The organism is Hymenobacter lutimineralis, assembly GCF_008271285.1.
GTDB lineage: Bacteria > Bacteroidota > Bacteroidia > Cytophagales > Hymenobacteraceae > Hymenobacter > Hymenobacter lutimineralis.
The window spans coordinates 17032-38122 of sequence record NZ_VTHL01000030.1 but is presented as its reverse complement, the minus strand read 5'-3'; the positions used below and the strand labels follow the sequence as shown (position 1 = coordinate 38122).

Here is a 21091-nt window from a genome sequence, read left to right as displayed (position 1 = left end):
GCCCGCATTTTCTATCTTTTTTTCCTCCATTCCATTTTGACCGGGCACAACTACCCTAAACCCGAGTAAGTAATTACTTACCTAAGCAACTCAGCCTTAGTCCTGCTCTTCTTCCACAGGCACCGTATCATCCAGTAGTACGTGGGTCCAGCCCTCGTTTTCGTCGTAGTCGGGGGCCTGGCGACGGCGCTGCATAGCCTCCAACACCTTCTGCATAAAGCTCCAGCAGGTTGCTTGGCGCAGCTCCAGCACACGGGAAAGCTCCTGGGAAGAGTACGTGCCCTTGTGTGTATGAATCAGGAAGACAGCGTACAATGCCTTCACGATAGAGAACTTACACTTCTGGAAAAGCGTGTAGGCCGTGGCCGACTCGACGTAGCGGCAGCGGGTGCACCGCCGGGAATGCGGCTCCCGCCCGTCGCAGTACTTTTCGTGCCCGCATTTACGGCAACGGTACCCATGCGCCCACTTTAAGTCAGCCAGGTACACTAGGCAGGCCTCTTTGTCGGGATAAATCCGGCTGAACTCCCCGAAATCAACCTCCTTGGAAAGCACCCGCGCAGTCTGCGTCTGGTGTAAGTCGCGCTGCAGGTCGGTATTGAGCTTCTCGATGGCGGCCGACTGCAAAGCCAGCAGGCCATTGGCCTGCAGCAGCTCCCGGTTTTGGGCCACAATAGTCTCGCTCTGCTGCCGCAGCTCTTCGGTGCGTTTGGCTACCAGCTCCTCCAGCTCGGTATTGAGCTGATCCTTCAGTTCCTGGTTTTGCCGCAGCTGCTCTACCAACTGATCCTGGGCCTGGTGACGTTTGCGGAGCTGCTTTACCAGCTTTTCCTGAGCCCGAATAGTAGCATCCTTAATGGCCTTGATTTTGTCACCTAACGCGTACGACAGCACCGCTACCTCGAGAATGAGGGCCATGTTCATGCTGTAGACGGTGAAAGCGTTGGTAAAGAAGTTGATGCCCAGCTTACGCGTAATCAGGAACAGGACGCTGATGGCCACTAAGGCGTGGGCCAGCAGAAAATAGCGTGCCGGCCGGAAGCCTTTCCAGTATACCTGCAGGGCGGCGTAGTAAATCATGCCATAGGGCAGCAGGTACAGCCAAAAACCGAAGCCTGTTTCCAGAAACAGCATGTCCAACAGCAGCAGGCCCACGCTTATCAGCACTACTAGGCGGGTAAGCCGGTCGTAGCGCGGGAGCTGCTGGGGCGCATCCAGAAACATGCGGGCATAATAGCTGAACGTAAGCAGCAGCAGTACCGGTGTGCCCGTATTCACCAGAGAGTTCAGCCAGGGCCAGTTGGGCCAAAGAAACTGAAAGCCCAGACCATCTTCTGACAGAAACAGCAGGCTGCAACTCAGCACATAAAGCACATACCGCAGGTATGTCTGCTCACCAATGAAGAGGTAGATGCACAGATTGTACACCACCATAATAAACAGAATGCCATAGAAGCCACCCAGCAGGCCATATTCCGTTTGGGTGTGGGCCGCCAGCAGCTGCTCATTCCGCACCCGCGACAGGAAGCTGGTTTTGGAAGAGGATTTAAACTTCAGGTAGTACGTCTGCGTCTGGCTTGGGGGCAGCGGCAGCGGAAACAAATAGTTTTTGTAAGGATACTGGCGGGAGGCAAACGGCAGATTGGCCCCCGTCTGTATACTGTCGTAGGTGCCGGTGCCGTTGGGCCGGTAAAACGTTAAGGCCCCAATGTGGGAGTCGAAAGTTTCCAGGTACCAGTGCTGTCCGGCCCCACGGTTGGTGTTGTACAGGGTCACGCGCATCCAATAGGTAGAACTGGTGTTGCGGATGGCCCGACTATCCGGATGCAGCGCATTGAAGCGGCTACTCCAAGGCTCCTGGCTTACCTGGTTTACGGTAAGCGTATTGGAGGCATCTTCCAGAATACTGTAGAATCCGGGGTCGATGAACAGCTCCCCCAGTCCCTTCTGCAGGCGGAGGGTATCTTCGCGGCTTACCGGCGGGGCAGCCTGGACGCGCACTAGGCCACTGCCCAGCAGCATTCCTAAAACGACCAGGAGCCGGGCGGTAAACGAGGACTGGTAAAACCAAGTGTACATAGTGGGAATCATAAGAGGCACCCAATTTACTAAACCCAACGTTGTTGCCACTGCGGCCGGGCACTGCCAGCCGGGCGGATAAACCGCTCCCGCCTATTGCATCGTTCCGGAAACGGGCGCAGAGGCCTTGGGCAATGGTACCCGCTCAAACAGCACCCAACTGATGCGGGCACCGGGTTCTTTGGTTACCAGACGTAACTGGTGGGCGCCAGCGGGCAGGTTTTTGGCAGGCAGCGTTAGCGTTGTCCAAACGTCGCCGGGACCCGTGGGCGGCACCACCAGCTCGGCCAGCGGCTGTCCATCCAGCAGCAGTTGGAGCCGGGCCACCGTAGCCGTAGCATTGGCCACCCGCGCCTGCAGCTGGCAGAAGCCCGGCTGCGTCACCTCAACCGAGTATTGCACCCACTCGTTGGGTTCCAGCATGTCTACAGCCACGTTATGGGCTTTGGGGTCGGCCACCGGGCTTATGTCCACGCCATCGTTGCGATACTGACGGCCCTGGTTCCAGCTTTCCGGCTGCCCAAACTCCGTGCGCTGCGCGTAGGTGTCATGGTAAGCTGAGCCGGCCCGGCCCATGTCGTAGTCGGCGGCAACCAGGCGGCCGGGCAGTTGCTGCGGGGCAAAGGCCCGCCCCCCTTCCGCCGGCCGCAGCAGGGCCTGTACTACATCCCAGTTCACCTTGCTGTGCCTGACCTGAACATTGCGCAGCAGGGTCTTACGACCCGCCGAGGTCAGAATGCTGCCGTAGGCAGGCACGGAGAAGATGCCCGTAGTGGCATCTACCCGCTTAATGTTCCAGTGGCACCAACCAATGCCCAGGTTATTCAGCTCCGTTACGGCGGCGGCAAACCACTCGTTGGCATTTTCCCCCGTCTCCCCTACCCATACCGGCACCTGCCACTTGTCGCGGAAAGCGGCCAGGTTCTGGAACGTGTTGATTTGATTGGGGTTTGGGTCGCTGGATGTGGGTTCGTTGCTGCACCAGTAGCGGTGCGCGTTGTAAACCAGATTGGTCCGCAGCGGCTCGGGGAGCTTATCCGGGGTGAGGTTTGTGTATTCGTTGCCGTAGCCATTTCCTTCCAGCATCAGCAAGTGCTGGTCGTTCTGGCTCCGGACGGCCTCCAGCAGGCGCACGTAGAGGGCGCGCAGTTCCTGGTTGTCGGCGCTCAGGCCGTTCTGCGGGGTTAAGCCGTGCGGCTCATTGATCAGGTCGTAGAAGGCAATGCTGGCGTTTTGCCGGTAGCGGGCCGCCAGCTGCTTCCAGAGCTGTACGGTAGCATCCTGGTACACCAGCCGGCCTTTTGCATCCCGGCGCTTCCAAAGGTCCAGGGGCACCAGGTTGTCGTTGATGTTGCGGTCGACGCCCTGGCCGCCGGGAGCGGCGTGCAGGTCGAGTACGACGTAGAGGTTGCGGGCCTGGCACCAGCGGATCACCTCATCCAAGTGCCGGAAGCCGTCCAGGTTCTGAGCAGTGAACAACTGCCCCCGGTCATTCCAGGCCGCCAGGGAATCGGCGTAGGCTGTAAGCTGCGCGGGATCCTGCAAGGCTTTGTAGCGTAACCGGCGCTGAGTAGAGGTCAGGAACAGATCATAGTGAAAAGGCACGCGCACACAGTTAAAGCCCTGATCTGCCAGGAAGTCAATGTCGGCCTTGGTCACAAAGTTTTTCCGGTACTGGCGGTAGAAATCCTCTACTTGCTGCACCGACATGGTACGCAGCAAGGCTGCCTGTATTTGCCCCTGGGAGTTCAGGGAATCGGTGCGGAGAATGTAGCTTTCCTGTAGCAGCCACCCGCCCACATTTACGCCGCGCAGTACTACTTTCTCGCCCCGCCCATTTACCATCTCGGGGCCCTGGGCCCGCAACAGTTGCCCTGCGGCTGGCCGGGTCCCGAGGCTCAGCAGCCCGCCCAGCAGTAAGGCCACGCTACTGCGAGCCACCAGGCTCCACCTGCTTATCTTAATCATAATACTGCCTCTCTCCGAGGATATAGTTTTCCCAACCCGGCGCCGGCGGCGCCCAGGACTGGAAAAAGACCAGGAATACGGGGAGACTCCTGAAGGTTACTTAATCGATTGCAGGATACTGGGAAAAATACGCGCCCAATATCCCACAAGTCGGCAAGCAGCCGAAAGGCAGCAGATCAAAATAAAGCTTCGTGTGCGGAAAAAGCAAATCTATATCCGCGTTTGCGGCCCGATAGCACGGGTTTACGCTTACTACCCACCCCGCAGCTATACTGTTAGCCCACACGCAAACTACCCGCCAGGCTACCGACGGCAGGCAATATGGCCTGCCCGGGCGCTTTCCATACCGGCCAAAAAAACAATGTGTGGACCGACAAAAAAATGTGGCCACTCAGCCATCCGCAGGGAGGTAAGGAGGTTACAGCAACTGCCCTACCCCAAACAGCAAGGTAAACACGAGGGTAGTCAACGCCATTTGCTTTAGCAGAGGGTCTAGTTCCCGGGAGTTCTGACGCTGCCACACCTGCCAGGCATTACGCAGCAGCAGCGGTGCGGCGGCCACAAACAGCCACTGCCACGGCGAATGGTAAGTAAGCGCCACGTACACTACTGCGCAGCCAAAGCCCAGCAGCAGCAGTAGCCAGTGGTAACGGCGGGCATGGCGTGCCCCCAGGCGCACGGGGATGGTAATCTTGCCCGCCAGTTCATCTGAGCGAATATCCCGGATGTTGTTCACGTTGAGCACGGCCGTTGCGAAACAGCCCAGCGCAGCTGCCGGGAGTAGTACTGGCCAAGGCAAGGTGCGTACCTGCAGAAAATACGTACCACACACGCCCACCAAGCCGAAGAAGATAAACACCGACAGGTCGCCAAGGCCCGCGTATCCGTAAGGCCTGGCACCAGCCGTGTAGTTTACAGCCGCCCAGATAGCAGCCAGTCCCAGCAACAAAAACGCGCCCGAAATCCAGAGGCCGGCCGTGCCCAGGGCTACCCAGAGCAACGCCAGCCCACTCAGCAAAGAAAGTACTCCGAACACGGTCATGCCGCGCTTCATCTGCGCCGGACTGATGGCGCCACTTTGCACGGCCCGCAGCGGGCCCTCCCGGTGGACGCTGTCGGCCCCGTTCTGAGAGTCGCCGTAGTCGTTGGCCAGGTTACTCAGAATCTGCAGCAGTACGGTAGTCAGCGCGGCCAGGCCTACCACCGAGCCCCGGAACTGCCCGGTGCTGGCAGCCAGAAAGCCCCCCGCCATGATGCTGGCCAGCGCCAAAGGCAAGGTCCGGGGCCGAAAAGCAGAAAGCCAGGCTTTGGCAGGTGTACCCGAAACAGCGGAAGCAGAAGAAGGAGAAGTCATGAAAAATGAAACTGCAACGGGGGCTTGCTAGGGCATCAGCGCGGGCTGTAGGGCCGCCACTTTGGAGGCCGACAACTCGTTGAAATGCTCAATTACCAGGTCGGCTTGGCTTAAGTCCTGCAAATTGGAATGCTCACTGCGGTAGCCAATGCAGAAAAGCCCGGCGGCTTTGGCCGCCGCCACGCCGTTGGTTGAGTCCTCAATGACCACGCACTCCGCCTTTGGCCCGGTTGCCAGGCTGGCGGCGTGTTCAAAAATAGCGGGGTCGGGTTTGGAGCGGGTAAACTCCTCCCCGCTCACTAAGTGCGCGAAGTAGGAACCCAGATTGAACCGGCGCATCACCCGGTCGATGGTAGAGCGGGAAGCCGAGGAAGCCAGAATCAGCTGCATTCCGTGGGCATGCAGGTCTTCAATCAGGGCATGTACCCCAGCCAGCAGTTCCAGGCCCGGCTGCTCATCAAAGGCCTGGTTGAATCGGGCCCGCTTGGCCAGCACCAGCTCTTCCACCGCATGAGGCAGCGCAAAGCGGTGCTGAAGCTGCTGGTACACGTTCTTAGTAGAAGCGCCCGTGAACTGCGCGTACTCCTCATCCGTCAGGGTGAAACCGAGGTCGGCGAAGTGCTGAAAGTAGGCATAGCGGTGGACGGGTTCCGTATCAACGATAACCCCGTCCATATCAAAAATGACAGTACGAATCATGTAGGGTGCAGACTGGCCGGCGGTGTGCTACGGCAATGCACGGCCAGATAAGGAAAAGCTACTTTAGAATGGCGGCCACCAGCTCGTCGCTCATGGGCTTTACTTTGGACGGGTAGAAGGCTACTACCTGCCCCTGCTCATTCACTAAGTACTTGCAGAAATTCCAGGTGGGAGCGTCACTCACGGCGCCGTTTTTCGACTTATCGGCCAGAAAGCGGTACAAAGGAGCCGTGTCGTCGCCGGTTACGGATACTTTGGCAAACAGCGGGAAGCTTACCCCGTAATTTTTCTCGCAGAAGGTGGCAATCTGCTCGTTGGTGCCGGGCTCCTGCCCACCGAAGTTATTGGCCGGAAACCCCAGCACCACCACCCGGTCGCTGTACTTGTTGTAGAGCTCCTCCAACTCTTTGTACTGTGGGGTGTAGCCGCACTCCGAAGCCGTATTCACAATCAGCAGCTTTTTGCCGCGGTACTGGCTAAGCTGCAAGGGCTTACCCTCAATGGTTTGTACCGTGAAATCGTAAACGGAGCCAGGGGTGGCGGTTTCGGTGGTCGGGTTCATGGGAGCGTCTGCCGGTTTCTGAGAAGAGGTGGAAGATGACAGCCCGCAGGCGGCCAACGAGAGCAATAGGACGGGTAGAGTAAATTTCATACAAGAACGGTGGAGAGGGCGGATGTGTGTTGCAGCCGCTAAGATACTACCCCTGGCAGGGTGCCGGCTGCATTACCCGAAGATAAGGCTTTTCTCTCTACCCAAGTCTTTACCAGCCAGCTAGGTTAGCTGGTACGCGGCGTAAGCCATTTTTCTACATCGATAGGCTGCCAGCGGTCCATCTGGTCCAATAAGGCGGCAGGGTCGGCAGCTTGCAGGAGCTGGCTCCGGTTTTCGCGGCGCAGCAGCTCCTCGTCGGCCATATGGTCGAGGGCGCGGAGCAGGTGGTCGTAGTAGCCAGCCACGTTGAGCACAGCCACGGGCTTCTTGTGCAAACCCAGCTGCCCCCAGGTGAGTACTTCAAACAGCTCTTCCAGCGTGCCGTAGCCTCCGGGCATGGCCACGAAGCCCTCGGCCAACTCGGCCATTTTCAGTTTCCGCTCGTGCATACTGGTTACCACGTGCAGCTGCGTGAGGCCGATATGAGCCAGCTCCTTATCGGCCAGGAAATCGGGAATCACGCCTATGGCCTGCCCGCCGTGCTCCAGCACGCTGTCGGCAATGGTGCCCATCAGCCCTACGCGGCCACCTCCGTACACCAGGGTCAGGTTGCGCTCGGCCAGGATGCGCCCCATCAGCCGGGCCTGGTCGGTAAACAATTGGTTGCTGCCACTGCTGGCGCCACAATACACGGCTACACTTTTCATCTTCGGTGATTAGGGAGAAGCAAAACCAGACCATGCGCCGGCCCGCTGCTCTCCGTTACGTAAACAAACAATAAGTCCCTGGCGTGAGGTTTACGCCAAGGACTTATTCGGTCAAAATTCACTGCTCGGCCGGTACTAAACTACATCCGCTCCGGCACCTCAATGCCCAGCAGGCCCATGCTGGCTTTGATGGCCTGGGCCGTCTGGGCCGACAGGGCCACCCGGAAGGCTTTTTTGGCAGCGTCGTTTTCGCGGAAGATTTCTACTTCGGTGTACACCCGGTTATAGGCCTTGGCTACGTCGTAGGCGTACTGCGCCACCACGGCCGGCGACTGGGTGCGGGCGGCTTCGGCTACCACGGCGGCGTAGCGGGCCAGTTCCTGCACGAGTTCCCGCTCGGTAGCATGCAGCTCGGTAATGCCCGTCAGCGGGGCGTCTTCAGCAATGCCCAGCTCCGCGGCTTTGCGCCGGATGGCGGAAATACGGGCGTGCGAGTACTGAATGAACGGCCCTGTGTGCCCTTCCAGGCTCACCGACTCCTCGGGGTTGAAGAGCATACGCTTCTTGGGGTCTACTTTGAGCAGGTAGTATTTCAGCGCGCCCAGCCCCAGCATGTGGTAGAGCCGCGCCGCCTCCTGCTCGGTGAGGCCCTCGGTTTTGCCTTTCTCCAGGGTGGCCGTTTTGGCCGCTTCCACCACTTCGCGCACCAGCTCATCGGCGTCTACCACGGTGCCTTCCCGGCTTTTCATCTTGCCCGAGGGCAGGTCCACCATGCCGTAGCTGAGGTGGTAGATGGCGTCGGCGTAGGGCTTGCCCAGCTTTTTCAGTACGGCCTTGAGCACCTGCATGTGGTAGTTCTGCTCGTCGGCAATGACGTACACGCTCAGGTCGTAGTGGAAATCCTGGTACTTGAGCTCGGCCGTGCCCAGGTCCTGAGTCATGTACACGGAGGTGCCGTCGGCGCGGAGCAGCAGCTTCTCATCGAGACCTTCCTCCTTCAGGTCCACCCACACCGAGCCATCTTCTTTGCGGAAGAACACCCCCTTCTGCAGGCCTTCCTCTACTCGCTCCTTGCCCAGCAGGTAGGTGCCCGACTCGTAATAGTACTTGTCAAAATCGACACCGATGGTTTGGTAGGTTTCATTGAAACCCTCGTACACCCAGCCATTCATCTGCTTCCACAGGCTCACCACTTCTTCGTCGCCGGCTTCCCAGGCGCGCAGCATGTCCTGGGCTTCCAGCATCATGGGAGCCTGGCGCTTGGCTACCTCCGGCAGTACACCTTCGGCTTCGAGTTGCTTGATTTGCTCCCGATAGTGCTTCTCAAACAGCACGTAGTACTTACCGGCCAGATGGTCGCCTTTCATGCCGGCACTCTGCGGGGTTTCGCCCTGCCCGTACTGCTGGTAGGCCAGCATCGACTTGCAGATGTGAATGCCCCGGTCGTTGACGAGGTTGGCTTTGGTAACGGTAGCGCCGGTAGCCTTCAGAATCTCAGCCACGGAGTACCCCAGGAAGTTGTTGCGCAGGTGGCCCAGGTGCAGGGGCTTGTTGGTGTTGGGCGAGGAGTATTCCACCACCACGTTCTGGGGGCCGCCCGTGGCTACCGGCGTGCCCGCCGGCAGCTGCCGGAGCTGGTCGAATACCTTCACCCACTCGGCATCGGCAATTTCCAGGTTCAGAAAGCCTTTCACCACGTTGTAGCCTTGCACGAGCGGGGCATTGGCTACCAGCCACTCCCCTACTGCCTGGCCTATCTGCTCGGGGCCTTTGCCGAGCGTTTTGGTGAAGGGAAACGTGACCAGGGTAAACTGGCCGGCAAACTCCTTGCGCGTGGGCTGCAACGTGAGCTGGCTGACGGGTACTTCCTGACCGAAAACCTGTTGAATGGCTGCCCCTAGGGCGGCTTTGAGCGTTTGTTCGAGTTGTTGCACGGAAAAAGCGAAATGCGAAGATGAAGCGGGGCCGCCAGCAGGTCAGTCCCCCCGAAAAAGTAGCAAGCAGACCAAGCGTAACCCGCGGCCGCCGGGCGCCGGAGCAATCCGGCCGGGGGCGCAGCTTACGCTAGAATCGTCGTTGGAGCTGAATTTGGGGGCGTGGCTTCATGAGAGGATGGGCAGCGCCGGACGTTGGCTGCTGCCGCCGCAAAGGTAGAAAGCCCAGCCGGATGGCCACCAAAAAGTTGCAGCTGAGCCCCGCAGGCTAGCGGCTGGCCCGGCGCAGCATGAGCTGCACTTGCTTGGGGTTGCCCCGCGTGAGCACCGGGTAAGCTACATCGGTGCGGAACATCAGCTGCCCGGCGTCCTCAATCCGGGCTTCTACCGCGTAGGTCATGTTTTCCTGAATGCGGCTGGGGTCGAAGCGCAGCACAAAATCCAGGGGTACCTGCCGGCCCTGGGGCCGTAGCGTAACCGAGTCAATAACGGTAGCCGCCACGCCCGGTTGGGACACATCCTGCAGCTGCAGCCGCACGACGGCCGTGGGCGACAGGGCCATCCGCTCCCGGTACGTTACGGTGCCGGTAATAGAGTCCTTGGCCACCGCCGCCGTGGGCTTGCCGCCGCTGCCGGTCGCAGGCGGCATGGTCGTGCAGGAAGCCAACAAAAGCAGGGCGAATAAGGACGAAAGCAGGCAGTTTTTCATGGAGACAACCAGTGGGCGGATACAGCCGCAGCGCTAGGCACGAATGTATCCGCTTTTTCCTGTTTGCCAAGAAATCAAGCTTCTGACTAAGCCGGGCCAGCTAGTTTATTTAGCGGCTCACGACTTCCTCTAGCCGCAGGCGCCGCTGAATGGCGTCGGTGGCGGCTTCCAGAATATCAAAGGCATTGGTGGCCATGGTATTCTCCGAGTCCAGGGTGGGGTTAATTTCCACCATCTCAAAGCACACCACCCGGTCGTTGTCGAGCAGGGCACGGCACAGGCTGATGGCTTCTTCCACGTTCAGACCTTCTTCTACGGGAGTGCCGGTGCCTTTCGAGAAGCGGGAGTCCAGGGAGTCCACATCGAAGCTCACGTACACCATGTCGCAGAAGCGCAGGCGCTCATAGATTTCGCGGGCCACGCGGCGGGTGCCTTTGGCTTTTACTTCGTCGAGCTTATAGTTTTTGATGCCGAGCCGCTCGATGATGGCGTTTTCCTCGGCCTCCGTATCGCGCACCACCACGTACACCAGGTGGTCGGGGGTGATTTTGGGGCCTGGTTCGCCCAGGTTCTTCAGGCGCTGCCAGAAAAACTCGGTTTCGGGCTCGGGCTGGTTGCGCTGGCACTGGCGGTTATCATCGCCCAGGCTGATGGCCAGCGGCATGCCGTGCATGTTGCCGGAGGGCGTAGTATACGGCGAGTGAATGTCGGCGTGGGCATCTACCCACACTACGCCCAGAGTTTTGTGAGGGTAAGCCGCCTTAATGCCCGCAATGGTGGCGGAGGCGTTGCTATGGTCGCCGGCCAAGACCAGCGGAAACTCCCCAAAGCGCAGGGTTTGCTCCACCGCGCCGGCAATGCCCTTCTGCACGGTATAAATGGAGTCGATGTGCTTGGCCTTCGGAAAATGGGTTTTGTCGAAGAGCACGTGGTTCAGGTCCGGCACTTGCACGGAGTTGAACCGACGGAAGTAATCGGAGCCCTTGTTGAGGCAGGCTACCTTCAGGGCATCAATGCCCAGACTGGCACCACGGGTTCCGGCGCCGAGTTCGGACCGTACTTCCAGAAGCTTAATGCGTCGCATATTACATTGGCAGGAAAGAGGTTAGGTGGTTTAGATGCTTGCCGATTGAGCGGGTGGGGTCCTCTCAGGCTTGACGCGCGCGGACCTTCCGGCGCAACCAACGAACAAAGCACAACCAAAACCCCGCAGGCGGGGTATCTTTGCCCACGCAAGATAATAGGGTCTTGGGGTCTTAGGGTCTTAGGGTCTTGGATAATTGTAGAGCTTTCCGGCTCCACCCTATTCAACACCCTATTCAACACCCTGAATCTAAGACCCCAAGACCCCAAGACCCCAAGACCCCACATGGATACTTACCACGACCTGATTTCCCAGACCTTTGATTTTCCCACCGAGGAGTTCCGCGTAGAGAAAAACGAGCTGCGCTTCCACGACATCGACCTGATGGCCCTGGTGGAAAAGCACGGCACGCCCCTGCGCCTGACGTACCTGCCCAAGATTTCTTCTCAGATCCAGCGCGCCAAGGAGTGGTTCCGGGTGGGCATCGAGAAAACCGGTTACCAGGGCAAGTACTCCTACGCCTACTGCACCAAAGCTTCGCACTTTAGCTTTGTAGTGGAAGAAGCCCTGAAAAACGGGGTTCATATCGAAACCTCGTCCTGGTTTGATACCAACATCATCCGGGCCATGCACGCCAAAGGCAAAGTCTCGAAAGACACCTTTATCATCTGCAACGGCTTCAAAACCGACGAGTACAAGCACGAAATCACGCGCCTCATCAACGACGGATTCGTGAACTGCATGCCCATTCTTGACTCGCCCAACGAAGTGGATTACTACCACGACAACGTGCGGGAGAAGTGCAGCGTGGGCATGCGCCTGGCGTCCGACGAGGAGCCACGGTTTCAGTTCTACACCTCGCGCCTGGGCATCCGCTACGCCGACGCCATTCCGCTTTACGAGCAAAAAATCAAGCACGACCCGCGCTTTGAGCTCACCATGCTGCACTACTTCATCAACACCGGCATCAAGGACACCAGCTACTACTGGTCGGAGTTGAGCCGCTTTGTGCACCAGTACTGCGAGCTGCGTAAGGTCTGCGACACGCTGACGACCATCGACATTGGGGGCGGCCTGCCCATCCAGACGTCCATCCAGAAGGAGTACGACTACCCCTACATGATTGAGGAGGTGCTGCGCACCATTCAGCGCATCTGCCAGGAAGAAGGCGTGCCCGAGCCCGACATTTTCACCGAGTTCGGCATTTTCACGGTGGGCGAGTCCGGGGCGACCATCTACTCCATTCTCGATGAGAAGCTGCAGAACGACAAGGAGCTGTGGTACATGATTGATGGCTCGTTCATTACCAACCTGCCCGATACCTGGGCCCTCAATCAGCGCTTTATCATGCTGGCCCTGAATGGCTGGGACAAGCAGTACAAGAAGATTCAGCTGGGTGGTCTCACCTGCGACTCCCAGGATTACTATAATGCCGAAAAGCACATCTACCAGGTGTTTCTGCCCGAGCGCAAACCGGCCAAGGACCCCAAGCCGCTATACGTGGGCTTTTTCCATACCGGCGCCTACCAGGAAAGCCTTTCGGGCTACGGCGGCATCAAGCACTGCCTGATTCCGGCCCCCAAAATGGTGATTCTGGACCGGGACGCCGATGGTACCCTCACCGACTACGTATTTGCCGAGCAGCAGAGCGGGGAGTCGATGATGCGCATCCTGGGGTATCAGGCCTAAGGTATTTGCGGTAAATGCTTGCCGCACCGGCCGCTGAATTGTACTTTTGGTTTCGGACTTGCTCTTCTACTATAACTTTTCTGCCCGCACGATGAAAAAATTACTGATTCTCGCCTCGGTGGCGCTGGTAGGCCTGGGCGCCTGCAACCGCACCAAGTGCCCCGCTTACACCAGCACGAAGGAAGCCAACCGCGTTTCCTCCACTATTTCCGCCAGCACCGCTACGAGCACCGAGCGTCAGTAAGTTTTCCAGCCCGAGGGCTATAGGATAAAAGCCGGTTTCTGCTAGAGCAGGAACCGGCTTTTTGCGTTTGCCATTTTTCTGCTTGATTAAAGATTACCGGGCAACCGGGAACGTTTAGCGCAGGATTTGCCTTCAGCGACAAGAAGGCATTCGCCATTTGCTCAATTTCCCCTCTTTGCATTTAATCATGAAGAAGCTGCTTTTCATGGCTTGTATTGGACTTGCCGGCCTGGCCTCGTGCCGCACTAAATGCCCCGCGTACTCCTTTACAAAGCCCGCTACGCACACCGCTACCGCCGTGCTGGCCAGCACCGCTGCCCCTACTCCCCAGCAGTAGCGTTTATCGCTCCCGAAACAGCACGTCCCCCTACTGCACCGAGCAGAAAGGGGACGTGCTGTTTCCGCTTAGTCGTTAGCTATACTGTCGACACTTCCAGAATAAGCTTGGCGGCGGCCAGCAGGTCGGGGGTCTGCCGGGCATAGTCCACCGGCTCCGTGGCGCCTACGAGGATACCGGGCACGCCTACTTTGGCTCCGGCCTCCATATCGCGCAGCCGGTCGCCTACTATCCAGCAGGAGGCAGGGTTGAGGTGGAACCGGGCCATGGCTTTTTCCAGCATCAGCGAATCCGGCTTGCGTAGCAATGATTCCGAGACGGACGGATGCGCCGGGGCAAAGTACAGGGTATCCAACACCCCGCCGCAGGCTGCCTGCAGCTTGGCGTGGCAGGCCTGCACGTCGGCGGCGGTGTAAAGCTGCTTGGCAATACCCGCCTGGTTGGTAACCACGATAAGATAATAGCCAGCGGCCTTCAATAGCTGAAGCGCCTCGGGTACGCCGGGTAGTACCTCAAACTCGGCCGGGCGCCACACGTAGTCGCCCATTTCACGGTTCAGCACCCCGTCGCGGTCCAGAAAAACGGCTTTGCCCGCGGGCGGCGCCAAGGAATTACCAGGAATCATGGGGCAAAACTACGGATTCCTGGTGCAGGCGGGCGTACTTTTGCACCGTATCCTATCTGCATACCCAATGCCTACACCGACGCGCATTGCCATTCTGGGGGGCGGCATCACGGGCCTCACCGCCGCTTATTACCTCAACCAGGCCGGCGTGGACGTTGACTTGTTTGAAGCGGCCGACGAGCCGGGCGGCAACATGCGCAGCCGGCGCGAAGGCAGCTACACCACCGAGCTGGGCCCAAACTCTCTCCTACTCTCGCCCGAGCTGGAAGAGCTGATAGGCGAACTGGACTTAACCGGCCAGATTCAGGATCCGCCGCCGGGCGTGGGGGCCAACCGCTACATCCTTCGCGGGGGACAGTACCGTAAGCTGCCGGCCTCGCCGCCCGGGCTGCTGGCGTCCGGCTTCTTTAGCTGGAAAACCAAGCTCAGCATTCTGCGTGAGCTGACCCGGCCCGCCGCGGCCCCCGATGCTACGGAAACTGTAGCTGCTTTTTTCCGTCGCCGCTTCAACCAGGAGGTAGTCGACTATGCCGTTAACCCCTTTGTGGCGGGTATTTATGCCGGCGACCCAACCCAGCTGCGGGTGCAGGAGGCTTTTCCCAAGCTGGTAGAGCTGGAGCAGCAGCATGGCTCGGTGCTGCGCGGCCTGGCCAAAGCCGGCGTAGGGCAGCGCCGCCGTACCGTTTCCTTGCGCGGTGGCCTGCAGGCCCTCCCCGATGCGCTGGCGGCCCGGCTAGCCGGAAACGTGTATTTCCATCAGCCCGTAACGGCGCTTACCCGTACTGCCGAGGGCGGCTTTCAAGTGAGTACGCCCAGCGGTGCCTTTCAGGATCGGACCTATTCCCAAGTGCTGATAGCCCTACCGGCTCACGTCGCGGCCGAACTGCTGCAGCCTCTGTTTCCGGCCCAGGCAGCCCTTATAGGGGACGTTTACTACCCACCAATGACGGCCGTACACACGGCCTACCGGCGGGCCGATGTGCAGCACGCGCTCCACGGCTTCGGGGCGCTGCACCCGCAAGTAGAAGGCACGTACGCGGCCGGCAGCATCTGGAGCAGCTCCCTCTACCCCGACCGCTGCCCTGCCGATGAAGTGCTGTTTACGACGTTTGTAGGCGGCGCGCAGTCCCCCGCCAAAGCCCACGATGCCGAGGCGGTTATGTTGCCCCGCGTGCACGAGGAACTATGTCGGCTCTACGGCATTTCGGCCCCGGCTCCGCAGTGGCAGCGCCGCTACGTGTGGGAGCGGGCTATACCCCAGGCCGATGCCCACCTGGCTCCGGCCCGAGCTGCCGCGGCCGAGCTGGCAACCCAAGGTCTGCAAGTGGTGTCTAATTGGCAGGCGGGCATCTCCGTCCCCGATTGTGTGCGATATGCGCGGCAGATTGCCGGAAAAATTTCGGCGGCTTCCACCGCCTGACTTAGTATATTTGGCCAAATGAACGATTCGCTCGTCCTTATACCAACTTACAACGAGCGAGAAAACGCCGAGCTCATCATTCGCAAAGTGTTTTCGCTGGCGAAGCTGTTTGATGTCCTGATTATCGACGACGGCTCACCCGATGGCACGGCACAGATAGTGCGCGACCTGATGCCGGAGTTTTCTGGCCGCTTGTTTCTGGAGCAGCGCGCGGGCAAGCTCGGGCTGGGCACGGCGTACCTGCACGGCTTTAAGTGGGGGCTGGCCCGCGGCTACAGCTACCTGTTCGAAATGGACGCCGACTTCTCGCATAACCCCGAGGATCTGCTCAAGCTCTACGATGCCTGCGCCACCCAAGGCTACGACATGGCCATTGGCTCCCGCTACATCCACGGGGTGAATGTGGTGAACTGGCCCATGAGCCGGGTACTCATGTCGTACTTCGCCTCGGCCTACGTGCGGCTGGTTACGGGCATGCCCATCATGGATGCTACGGCCGGCTTTAAATGCTATACGGCCCGGGTGCTGCGCACCATCCCGCTCGAGAAAATCCGCTTTATCGGCTATGCCTTCCAGATTGAGATGAAGTGGCTGGCCTTCAAATATGGCTTCCGCATCAAGGAAGTGGCCATTATTTTCACCGACCGGACCCGCGGGGCGTCTAAGATGAGCAAGGGCATCTTCAAGGAAGCCTTGCTGGGCGTGGTGCAAATGAAGCTGAGCAGCCTGTTCCGGCGCTTCGACCGGGCCGAAACGCAGGCGCCACTGCCTGTTGCAACGCCTCCCTTGTCCTCGGCTTCCGAAACCCGCTAAGATTTTCTGCTACCTTCAACTTCGCCCGGCCGCACATAGCAGTTGGGCGTAGCTTGTTGCTGCATGGAAAATACTCCTTTGTTCTGGGCGGCTTTTACGGCCTTTGTGCTGGCTATGCTGCTCCTCGACCTGCTGGTTTTCAACCGCAAGGCCCACGTGGTGCAAATGCGCGAGGCCTTGGGCTGGAGCGCCTTATGGATTGTACTGTCCCTGTGTTTCAACTACCTGGTGCTGCGCACTATGGGCCGGCAACCGGCCCTGGAATTTCTCACGGGCTACCTCATCGAGAAGTCCCTGAGCGTCGATAATCTGTTCGTTTTTCTGCTGATTTTCACCTACTTCCGGGTGCCGCAGGAATACCAGCACAAAATCCTGTTCTGGGGAATTATTGGGGCCCTGGTGCTGCGGGCGGTGTTTATTCTGGTGGGCGCAGCCCTGCTGGCCAAGTTTCACTTTCTGCTTTACCTGCTGGGTGCCTTCCTGGTCTATACCGGGGTAAAAATGGCCGCTTCGGCCGGGGAGCCGGAAATTGACCCCGACGCCAACCCCGTAGTAAAGTTTCTGAGCCGTCACCTGCCCATCACCAGCAAGCTGGAAGGCGGCAAGTTTTTCGTGCGCAAGGAAAAGCTGCTGTTTGCTACCCCGCTCTTTGTGGTGCTGGTGATGGTGGAAACCACCGACGTCGTCTTTGCCGCCGACTCCATTCCGGCTATTCTGGCGGTTTCCCGCAACACGTTCATCGTGTTTACCTCCAACGTATTTGCGCTGCTGGGCTTGCGGGCCTTGTATTTCGCCCTGGCCGGCCTGATGCAGCTGTTTCACTACCTGCACTACGGACTGGCCCTGATTCTCGTCTTTATCGGCGGTAAGCTGCTGGTTTCGGAGTTTGTGCACGTGCCCATGAGTATTTCGCTGGGCGTGGTCGGTGTTTTGCTGCTGGGCTCGGTGGTGCTGTCCTTGTTGCGCCCCCTGCCGAAGAAAGAAGAGTAAATGCCTTAGCCGTATAACGCACTAAAAAAGGCCCCTTCTGGATCAGCAGAAGGGGCCTTTTTTACAGCACACAGTAGCTGCTTAGTTTTTGGTGGGAGCCTGCGCGGGTGCGGCGCCACCTTCTTCAGCGGGCGTGTTGGTGTTCACGCCCTCATCGGCGCCTCCACCGAGCAGGTCTATCAAATTCAGGGGCTGGTACTGGGCGGAGTCGGCGGCCACCACGGTGCGGGTCGTATCGGGGCGGGGGACGAAGCCCATGCGGCTGGGGTTGCTGAAGTTCACGGAGTAGCCCAAGCCCTCATACTCGGCCTGTGAGATGTAGCCTTTGCGGGCCATCAGTTGGGCGATAAGCCGGTGGAAATACCGGGCGCTCCGACGCATTTCGCCATAATTGTTGAAGCCAAGTCGGTAGCGTTTCGGGCGCGGAATAATGCTGGCCAGGTACAGGCTTTCGGACAGGTTCAGCTCATTGGGCTCCTTGCTGAAGTAGAACTGCGCGGCTTCTTTCACCCCGTAGATTTTTGGACCCCACTCAATGATGTTGAGGTACACTTCCATCATCCGCTCCTTGGTGGCCACGCGGGTATTCTCAATCAGCCACACAATGAGGGCTTCCTCAATCTTGCGCGTCACGGTTTTTTGCCGGGTCAGAAACACGTTCTTCACCAGCTGCATGGAAATGGTACTGCCGCCCCGGGCAAACCGCTTTTCCTTGATATTCTGAATAATGGACTTCACAAAAGCCTTGGCCATAAACCCTTTGTGCGTGAAGAAACGCGGGTCTTCAGCCGTCAGGATGGCGTATTTCAGGTAAGGAGCCACTTGGTCGAAGGGCACGAACTTAGGGTTCGGCGGCCCCACCTGGAAGGTTTTAATGGAGTCGCCCTTGTCGTTGTAGGCGGTGTACTCGAAAGGCGTGTTCAGCTTGCTCAGGTCTTCGCGGCCAAAGCGCGTGAGGCGAAAATTCTTGCCCGTAAGGGAGGAGCTGAACTTGAGGCTGTCGAGCTGGTTCATGTCCAGGTCGGCCAGGAGGCGGTAGGTGAGCGTGCCTTCGCCCTGCGTGCCTTCCAGCGTGCTGAACATGCCCTGGGGCAGGGCGGAGAAGAAGTCGTTGGCCTTGGTTTCGCCCGAAACGATGTTGGCCTTCACCTGCAGGCCCGCCAGCATCTCATCCGGCGACTCTACCCCGTTGGCTTCGCTCATGACGCGTTGCTGCCGGGGCAGCTTGCGCACCGATACCTCCGGAAAAAACTCCATCTGGTTGAGCGTAACCTTGGTGCCTTTCTCTACGGCCCCGTAGGCCTTGCCCAACGTCAGCACGTAGTCGATGCCACTGCGCGGGAAGCGCACGTCGTGGTCGGCCAGCTTGGGGTGGTTTACCACAAAGTTGCGGGCCCAGGCCGTGCCCCGCACCGTCAGCTGGTCGTCGTCCAGGTCTTTGTCGGACAAGCTCACGCGCACCGTGTCAAACTGCACGCGGGCCCCGTAGCGGCGCTGTACGTAGGGCAACACCACCGGCCGACCTTCCAGGCCGTATACCTTGGCATCCAAGGCATAGTCGCCGGGCTCAATGTGGCCCTGCAGCCCGAAGGTGTTTACTACGGAGTCAATGTCGGCCGTGAGCTGCCCGGTCAGGTCGCCGTCTTCAATGGCGAAGCGCGGCATGGTGAGCGTGGCATTGTGCTCAGGGCTGCGGTACGTTACCAGGAAGCTGCGAAAGTCGGCCTCCCCGGGCACGTTGTCGAAAGCCGTTTCCAGCAGCTGGTTTAGCAGCAGGCCGTAGTTTGCTCCCTGCGTAGTATCGCGCTTGACTGTGGGCTTCTTCTTGGCGAAGAAAAACGCGTAGTTGTTGGTTGTAGCGGTTTTCTGAGCAGTTACGCGGGCCGAGTCAATTTGCAGGTCGCTGAACACCGGGCGGCGAGCAAACAGCGTTTTTAAGCTGATAGAGGCGTTGATGCGCCGGGCCTGCAGGAGCGTATCCTGGCCGGTGGGCACCAGCGTCACCCCATCGATGCGCACCGTGTTCAGGTCGGTAAAGCGGGCCGGCCCCAGCGTGAGGGTCACGGGGTACTTCTTCTCCACCTTGGCTTTCACCTCACGCAGGGCATACTGCAGCAACTCCTGGCGCTTGAGCAGAAACACGGCCAGGGCAATACCCAGCAGGGCTACTACAGCACCTACACCAATACCTATTTTTTTCTTCGTTGCTGGATTCACGCGCACAAACAGAGGGGGACAGTCGCGGCCGGGCCTTGCCAGATTCGTGCCGAACCCGCCGCCGCTCGGAACACAAAGGTAGGGAAAAGCGCCGCGTGGGCTACCCGGGCGCCAAGGCCATTGTGTACCTTTGGCGCGTCAGGTCTTTTTCGTATACGCATGTCTGCCTCAACCGATACTACCTCTTTCTCTGCTCTCACCGCCGTGTCGCCGCTGGATGGGCGCTACCGCCGCCAAACCGTGCCCCTGGCCGCCTTCTTCTCGGAGCTGGCCCTCATTCGCTACCGCGTACTGGTGGAAGTAGAGTACTTCGTGGCCTTGTGCCAGCTGCCCCTGCCCCAGCTGGAGGGGGTATCCAAGGACATTTTCACGGACCTGCGTCAGATCTACCTTGACTTCTCGGCCGAAGACGCCGAAGCCGTGAAGGCCCACGAAAAGGTAACGAACCACGACGTGAAAGCCGTGGAGTACTTCCTGCGCGACAAGTTCACGGCCCTGGGTCTGGGCCAGTACCTGGAGTTCATTCACTTCGGCCTCACTTCCCAGGATATCAACAACACCGCCATTCCGCTCAGCCTGCAGCACGCCGTGGTGAAGGTGCTGCTGCCCGCCTACGCGCAAGTGCGCAACCAGCTGGCCAGCCGTGCTAAAGACTGGGAGGCCGTGCCCATGCTGGCCCGCACCCACGGTCAGCCCGCCTCCCCCACCCGTCTGGGCAAGGAAATTCAGGTGTTTGTGGCCCGTCTCGATGCCCAGGTGGAACTGCTGAGCCAGGTACCCTTCGCGGCCAAATTCGGGGGGGCTACCGGCAACTTCAACGCCCACCACGTGGCGTATCCGCAGGTGAACTGGCACGAGTTCGGGCAGCACTTCGTGCAGGACCGGCTGGGGCTGCACCGCTCCTTTCCTACCACCCAGATTGAGCACTACGACCACCTCGCGGCCCTCTGCGACGGAGTGAAGCGCCTCAACACCATCCTTACGGACCTGGCCCGGGACGTGTGGCAGTACATTTCCCTGGGTTATTTCCGCCAGACCATTAAGGCCGGCGAAGTGGGTTCCTCAGCCATGCCGCACAAGGTTAACCCCATCGACTTTGAAAATGCCGAGGGCAACCTGGGCTTGGCCAACGCGGTGCTGGAGCACCTCTCGGCTAAGCTGCCCATTTCGCGCCTGCAGCGCGACCTGACGGACTCCACCGTGCTGCGCAACCTGGGCGTGCCCCTGGGCCACACGCTCATTGCCCTCACCGCCCTGCAGCGCGGCCTCGATAAGCTGGCCCTCGACGAGGCCGCCCTGCGCCGCGACCTGGACGACAACTGGGCCGTAGTCGCCGAAGCCGTGCAAACCATCCTGCGCCGCGAAAACTACCCCGACCCCTACAACGCCCTCAAGGCCCTCACCCGCACCGGGGGCGCCATCACCCAGCAAACCATCCGGGAATTTATCGAGACCCTGAACGTGAGCGAAGCGGTGAAGCAGGAGCTGCGGGTTATTTCACCCAGCAACTACGTAGGCGTGTAGCCCTTTTTTCTTTACCATCCTGAGCACAGCGAAGGACCTTATCATG

18 protein-coding genes are annotated in these 21091 nt (G+C 59.4%); 7 read left to right on the top strand and 11 right to left on the bottom strand.

The window, feature by feature from the left end; all coding sequences use genetic code 11:
- Positions 1-96 precede the first annotated feature (96 nt).
- The 9 genes from FY528_RS19685 to FY528_RS19645 all read right to left on the bottom strand — a co-directional run bounded on the left by FY528_RS19685 (position 97) and on the right by FY528_RS19645 (position 11186).
- Entirely contained in the window at positions 97-2091 is a 1995-nt protein-coding gene (locus FY528_RS19685) for a 7TM diverse intracellular signaling domain-containing protein (RefSeq protein WP_149072734.1), read from the bottom strand.
- 81 nt (positions 2092-2172) lie between these two features.
- A complete protein-coding gene (locus FY528_RS19680; protein WP_187632215.1) occupies positions 2173-4005 on the bottom strand; it encodes a cellulase family glycosylhydrolase in 1833 nt (610 codons plus the stop codon).
- Positions 4006-4465: 460 nt separating this feature from the next.
- Positions 4466-5401: a 1,4-dihydroxy-2-naphthoate polyprenyltransferase gene (locus FY528_RS19675; RefSeq protein ID WP_149072732.1), complete on the bottom strand. Its 936-nt coding sequence runs from the start codon at positions 5399-5401 to the stop codon at positions 4466-4468.
- Positions 5402-5428: 27 nt separating this feature from the next.
- Positions 5429-6100, bottom strand: a complete 672-nt coding sequence (locus FY528_RS19670) for an HAD family hydrolase (protein ID WP_149072731.1) — start codon at positions 6098-6100, stop codon at positions 5429-5431.
- Between the two features lie 58 nt (positions 6101-6158).
- A complete protein-coding gene (locus tag FY528_RS19665; protein ID WP_149072730.1) occupies positions 6159-6752 on the bottom strand; it encodes a glutathione peroxidase in 594 nt (197 codons plus the stop codon).
- A 125-nt stretch (positions 6753-6877) separates the two neighbouring features.
- A complete protein-coding gene (locus tag FY528_RS19660) occupies positions 6878-7459 on the bottom strand; it encodes an LOG family protein (RefSeq protein ID WP_149072729.1) in 582 nt (193 codons plus the stop codon).
- 140 nt (positions 7460-7599) lie between these two features.
- The gene (gene argS, locus FY528_RS19655; RefSeq protein ID WP_149072728.1) at positions 7600-9393 is read right to left on the bottom strand and encodes an arginine--tRNA ligase; all 1794 of its coding nucleotides are present in this window, start codon (positions 9391-9393) and stop codon (positions 7600-7602) included.
- A 268-nt stretch (positions 9394-9661) separates the two neighbouring features.
- A complete protein-coding gene (locus tag FY528_RS19650) occupies positions 9662-10042 on the bottom strand; it encodes a YbaY family lipoprotein (RefSeq protein ID WP_187632214.1) in 381 nt (126 codons plus the stop codon).
- Between the two features lie 169 nt (positions 10043-10211).
- Positions 10212-11186, bottom strand: coding sequence for an arginase (locus FY528_RS19645; protein WP_149072726.1), 975 nt, complete (start codon positions 11184-11186; stop codon positions 10212-10214).
- A 285-nt stretch (positions 11187-11471) separates the two neighbouring features.
- On the opposite strand from FY528_RS19645, the gene FY528_RS19640 reads away from it, so the two are divergent.
- The 3 genes from FY528_RS19640 (at position 11472) to FY528_RS21375 (ending at position 13456) form a co-directional block, all read left to right on the top strand.
- Positions 11472-12875, top strand: coding sequence for a type III PLP-dependent enzyme domain-containing protein (locus FY528_RS19640; protein ID WP_149072725.1), 1404 nt, complete (start codon positions 11472-11474; stop codon positions 12873-12875).
- A 91-nt stretch (positions 12876-12966) separates the two neighbouring features.
- Positions 12967-13119 carry a hypothetical protein gene (locus FY528_RS21380; protein ID WP_168681001.1) on the top strand — a complete coding sequence of 51 codons (153 nt, stop codon included), beginning with the start codon at positions 12967-12969 and terminating at the stop codon, positions 13117-13119.
- 187 nt (positions 13120-13306) lie between these two features.
- Positions 13307-13456, top strand: coding sequence for a hypothetical protein (locus FY528_RS21375; protein WP_187632213.1), 150 nt, complete (start codon positions 13307-13309; stop codon positions 13454-13456).
- Positions 13457-13535: 79 nt separating this feature from the next.
- Here the strand turns inward: FY528_RS21375 and FY528_RS19635 are convergent, their stop codons facing one another.
- The gene (locus tag FY528_RS19635) at positions 13536-14081 is read right to left on the bottom strand and encodes a D-glycero-alpha-D-manno-heptose-1,7-bisphosphate 7-phosphatase (protein ID WP_149072724.1); all 546 of its coding nucleotides are present in this window, start codon (positions 14079-14081) and stop codon (positions 13536-13538) included.
- 67 nt (positions 14082-14148) lie between these two features.
- Between FY528_RS19635 and hemG the strand changes: the two genes are divergently transcribed.
- From hemG to FY528_RS19620, 3 genes are all read left to right on the top strand, one after another.
- Entirely contained in the window at positions 14149-15501 is a 1353-nt protein-coding gene (hemG, locus tag FY528_RS19630; protein ID WP_149072723.1) for a protoporphyrinogen oxidase, read from the top strand.
- An 18-nt stretch (positions 15502-15519) separates the two neighbouring features.
- A complete protein-coding gene (locus FY528_RS19625; RefSeq protein ID WP_149072722.1) occupies positions 15520-16314 on the top strand; it encodes a polyprenol monophosphomannose synthase in 795 nt (264 codons plus the stop codon).
- Positions 16315-16377: 63 nt separating this feature from the next.
- Positions 16378-17304, top strand: a complete 927-nt coding sequence (locus tag FY528_RS19620; protein WP_149072721.1) for a TerC family protein — start codon at positions 16378-16380, stop codon at positions 17302-17304.
- Between the two features lie 81 nt (positions 17305-17385).
- Here FY528_RS19620 and FY528_RS19615 read toward each other — a convergent pair whose 3' ends face one another.
- On the bottom strand, positions 17386-19521 hold the full coding sequence (locus tag FY528_RS19615) for a biosynthetic peptidoglycan transglycosylase (protein WP_149072720.1): 2136 nt from the start codon (positions 19519-19521) through the stop codon (positions 17386-17388).
- A gap of 159 nt (positions 19522-19680) precedes the next feature.
- On the opposite strand from FY528_RS19615, the gene purB reads away from it, so the two are divergent.
- Positions 19681-21045 (top strand): adenylosuccinate lyase, encoded by a 1365-nt coding sequence (gene purB, locus FY528_RS19610; RefSeq protein ID WP_149072719.1) that lies wholly within the window; start codon positions 19681-19683, stop codon positions 21043-21045.
- The last annotated feature ends 46 nt before the right edge of the window (positions 21046-21091 follow it).

Bases quoted from the DNA above. Each gene is read 5' to 3' on its own strand.
- FY528_RS21380 (WP_168681001.1), top strand. From the start codon at position 12,967: ATGAAAAAATTACTGATTCTCGCCTCGGTGGCGCTGGTAGGCCTGGGC.
- FY528_RS21375 (WP_187632213.1), top strand. From the start codon at position 13,307: ATGAAGAAGCTGCTTTTCATGGCTTGTATTGGACTTGCCGGCCTGGCC.
- FY528_RS19640 (WP_149072725.1), top strand. From the start codon at position 11,472: ATGGATACTTACCACGACCTGATTTCCCAGACCTTTGATTTTCCCACC.
- FY528_RS19645 (WP_149072726.1), bottom strand. From the start codon at position 11,186: ATGCGACGCATTAAGCTTCTGGAAGTACGGTCCGAACTCGGCGCCGGA.
- hemG (WP_149072723.1), top strand. From the start codon at position 14,149: ATGCCTACACCGACGCGCATTGCCATTCTGGGGGGCGGCATCACGGGC.
- purB (WP_149072719.1), top strand. From the start codon at position 19,681: ATGTCTGCCTCAACCGATACTACCTCTTTCTCTGCTCTCACCGCCGTG.
- FY528_RS19650 (WP_187632214.1), bottom strand. From the start codon at position 10,042: ATGCCGCCTGCGACCGGCAGCGGCGGCAAGCCCACGGCGGCGGTGGCC.
- FY528_RS19620 (WP_149072721.1), top strand. From the start codon at position 16,378: ATGGAAAATACTCCTTTGTTCTGGGCGGCTTTTACGGCCTTTGTGCTG.
- FY528_RS19675 (WP_149072732.1), bottom strand. From the start codon at position 5,401: ATGACTTCTCCTTCTTCTGCTTCCGCTGTTTCGGGTACACCTGCCAAA.
- FY528_RS19625 (WP_149072722.1), top strand. From the start codon at position 15,520: ATGAACGATTCGCTCGTCCTTATACCAACTTACAACGAGCGAGAAAAC.
- FY528_RS19635 (WP_149072724.1), bottom strand. From the start codon at position 14,081: ATGATTCCTGGTAATTCCTTGGCGCCGCCCGCGGGCAAAGCCGTTTTT.
- FY528_RS19660 (WP_149072729.1), bottom strand. From the start codon at position 7,459: ATGAAAAGTGTAGCCGTGTATTGTGGCGCCAGCAGTGGCAGCAACCAA.
- FY528_RS19665 (WP_149072730.1), bottom strand. From the start codon at position 6,752: ATGAAATTTACTCTACCCGTCCTATTGCTCTCGTTGGCCGCCTGCGGG.
- FY528_RS19685 (WP_149072734.1), bottom strand. From the start codon at position 2,091: ATGATTCCCACTATGTACACTTGGTTTTACCAGTCCTCGTTTACCGCC.
- FY528_RS19670 (WP_149072731.1), bottom strand. From the start codon at position 6,100: ATGATTCGTACTGTCATTTTTGATATGGACGGGGTTATCGTTGATACG.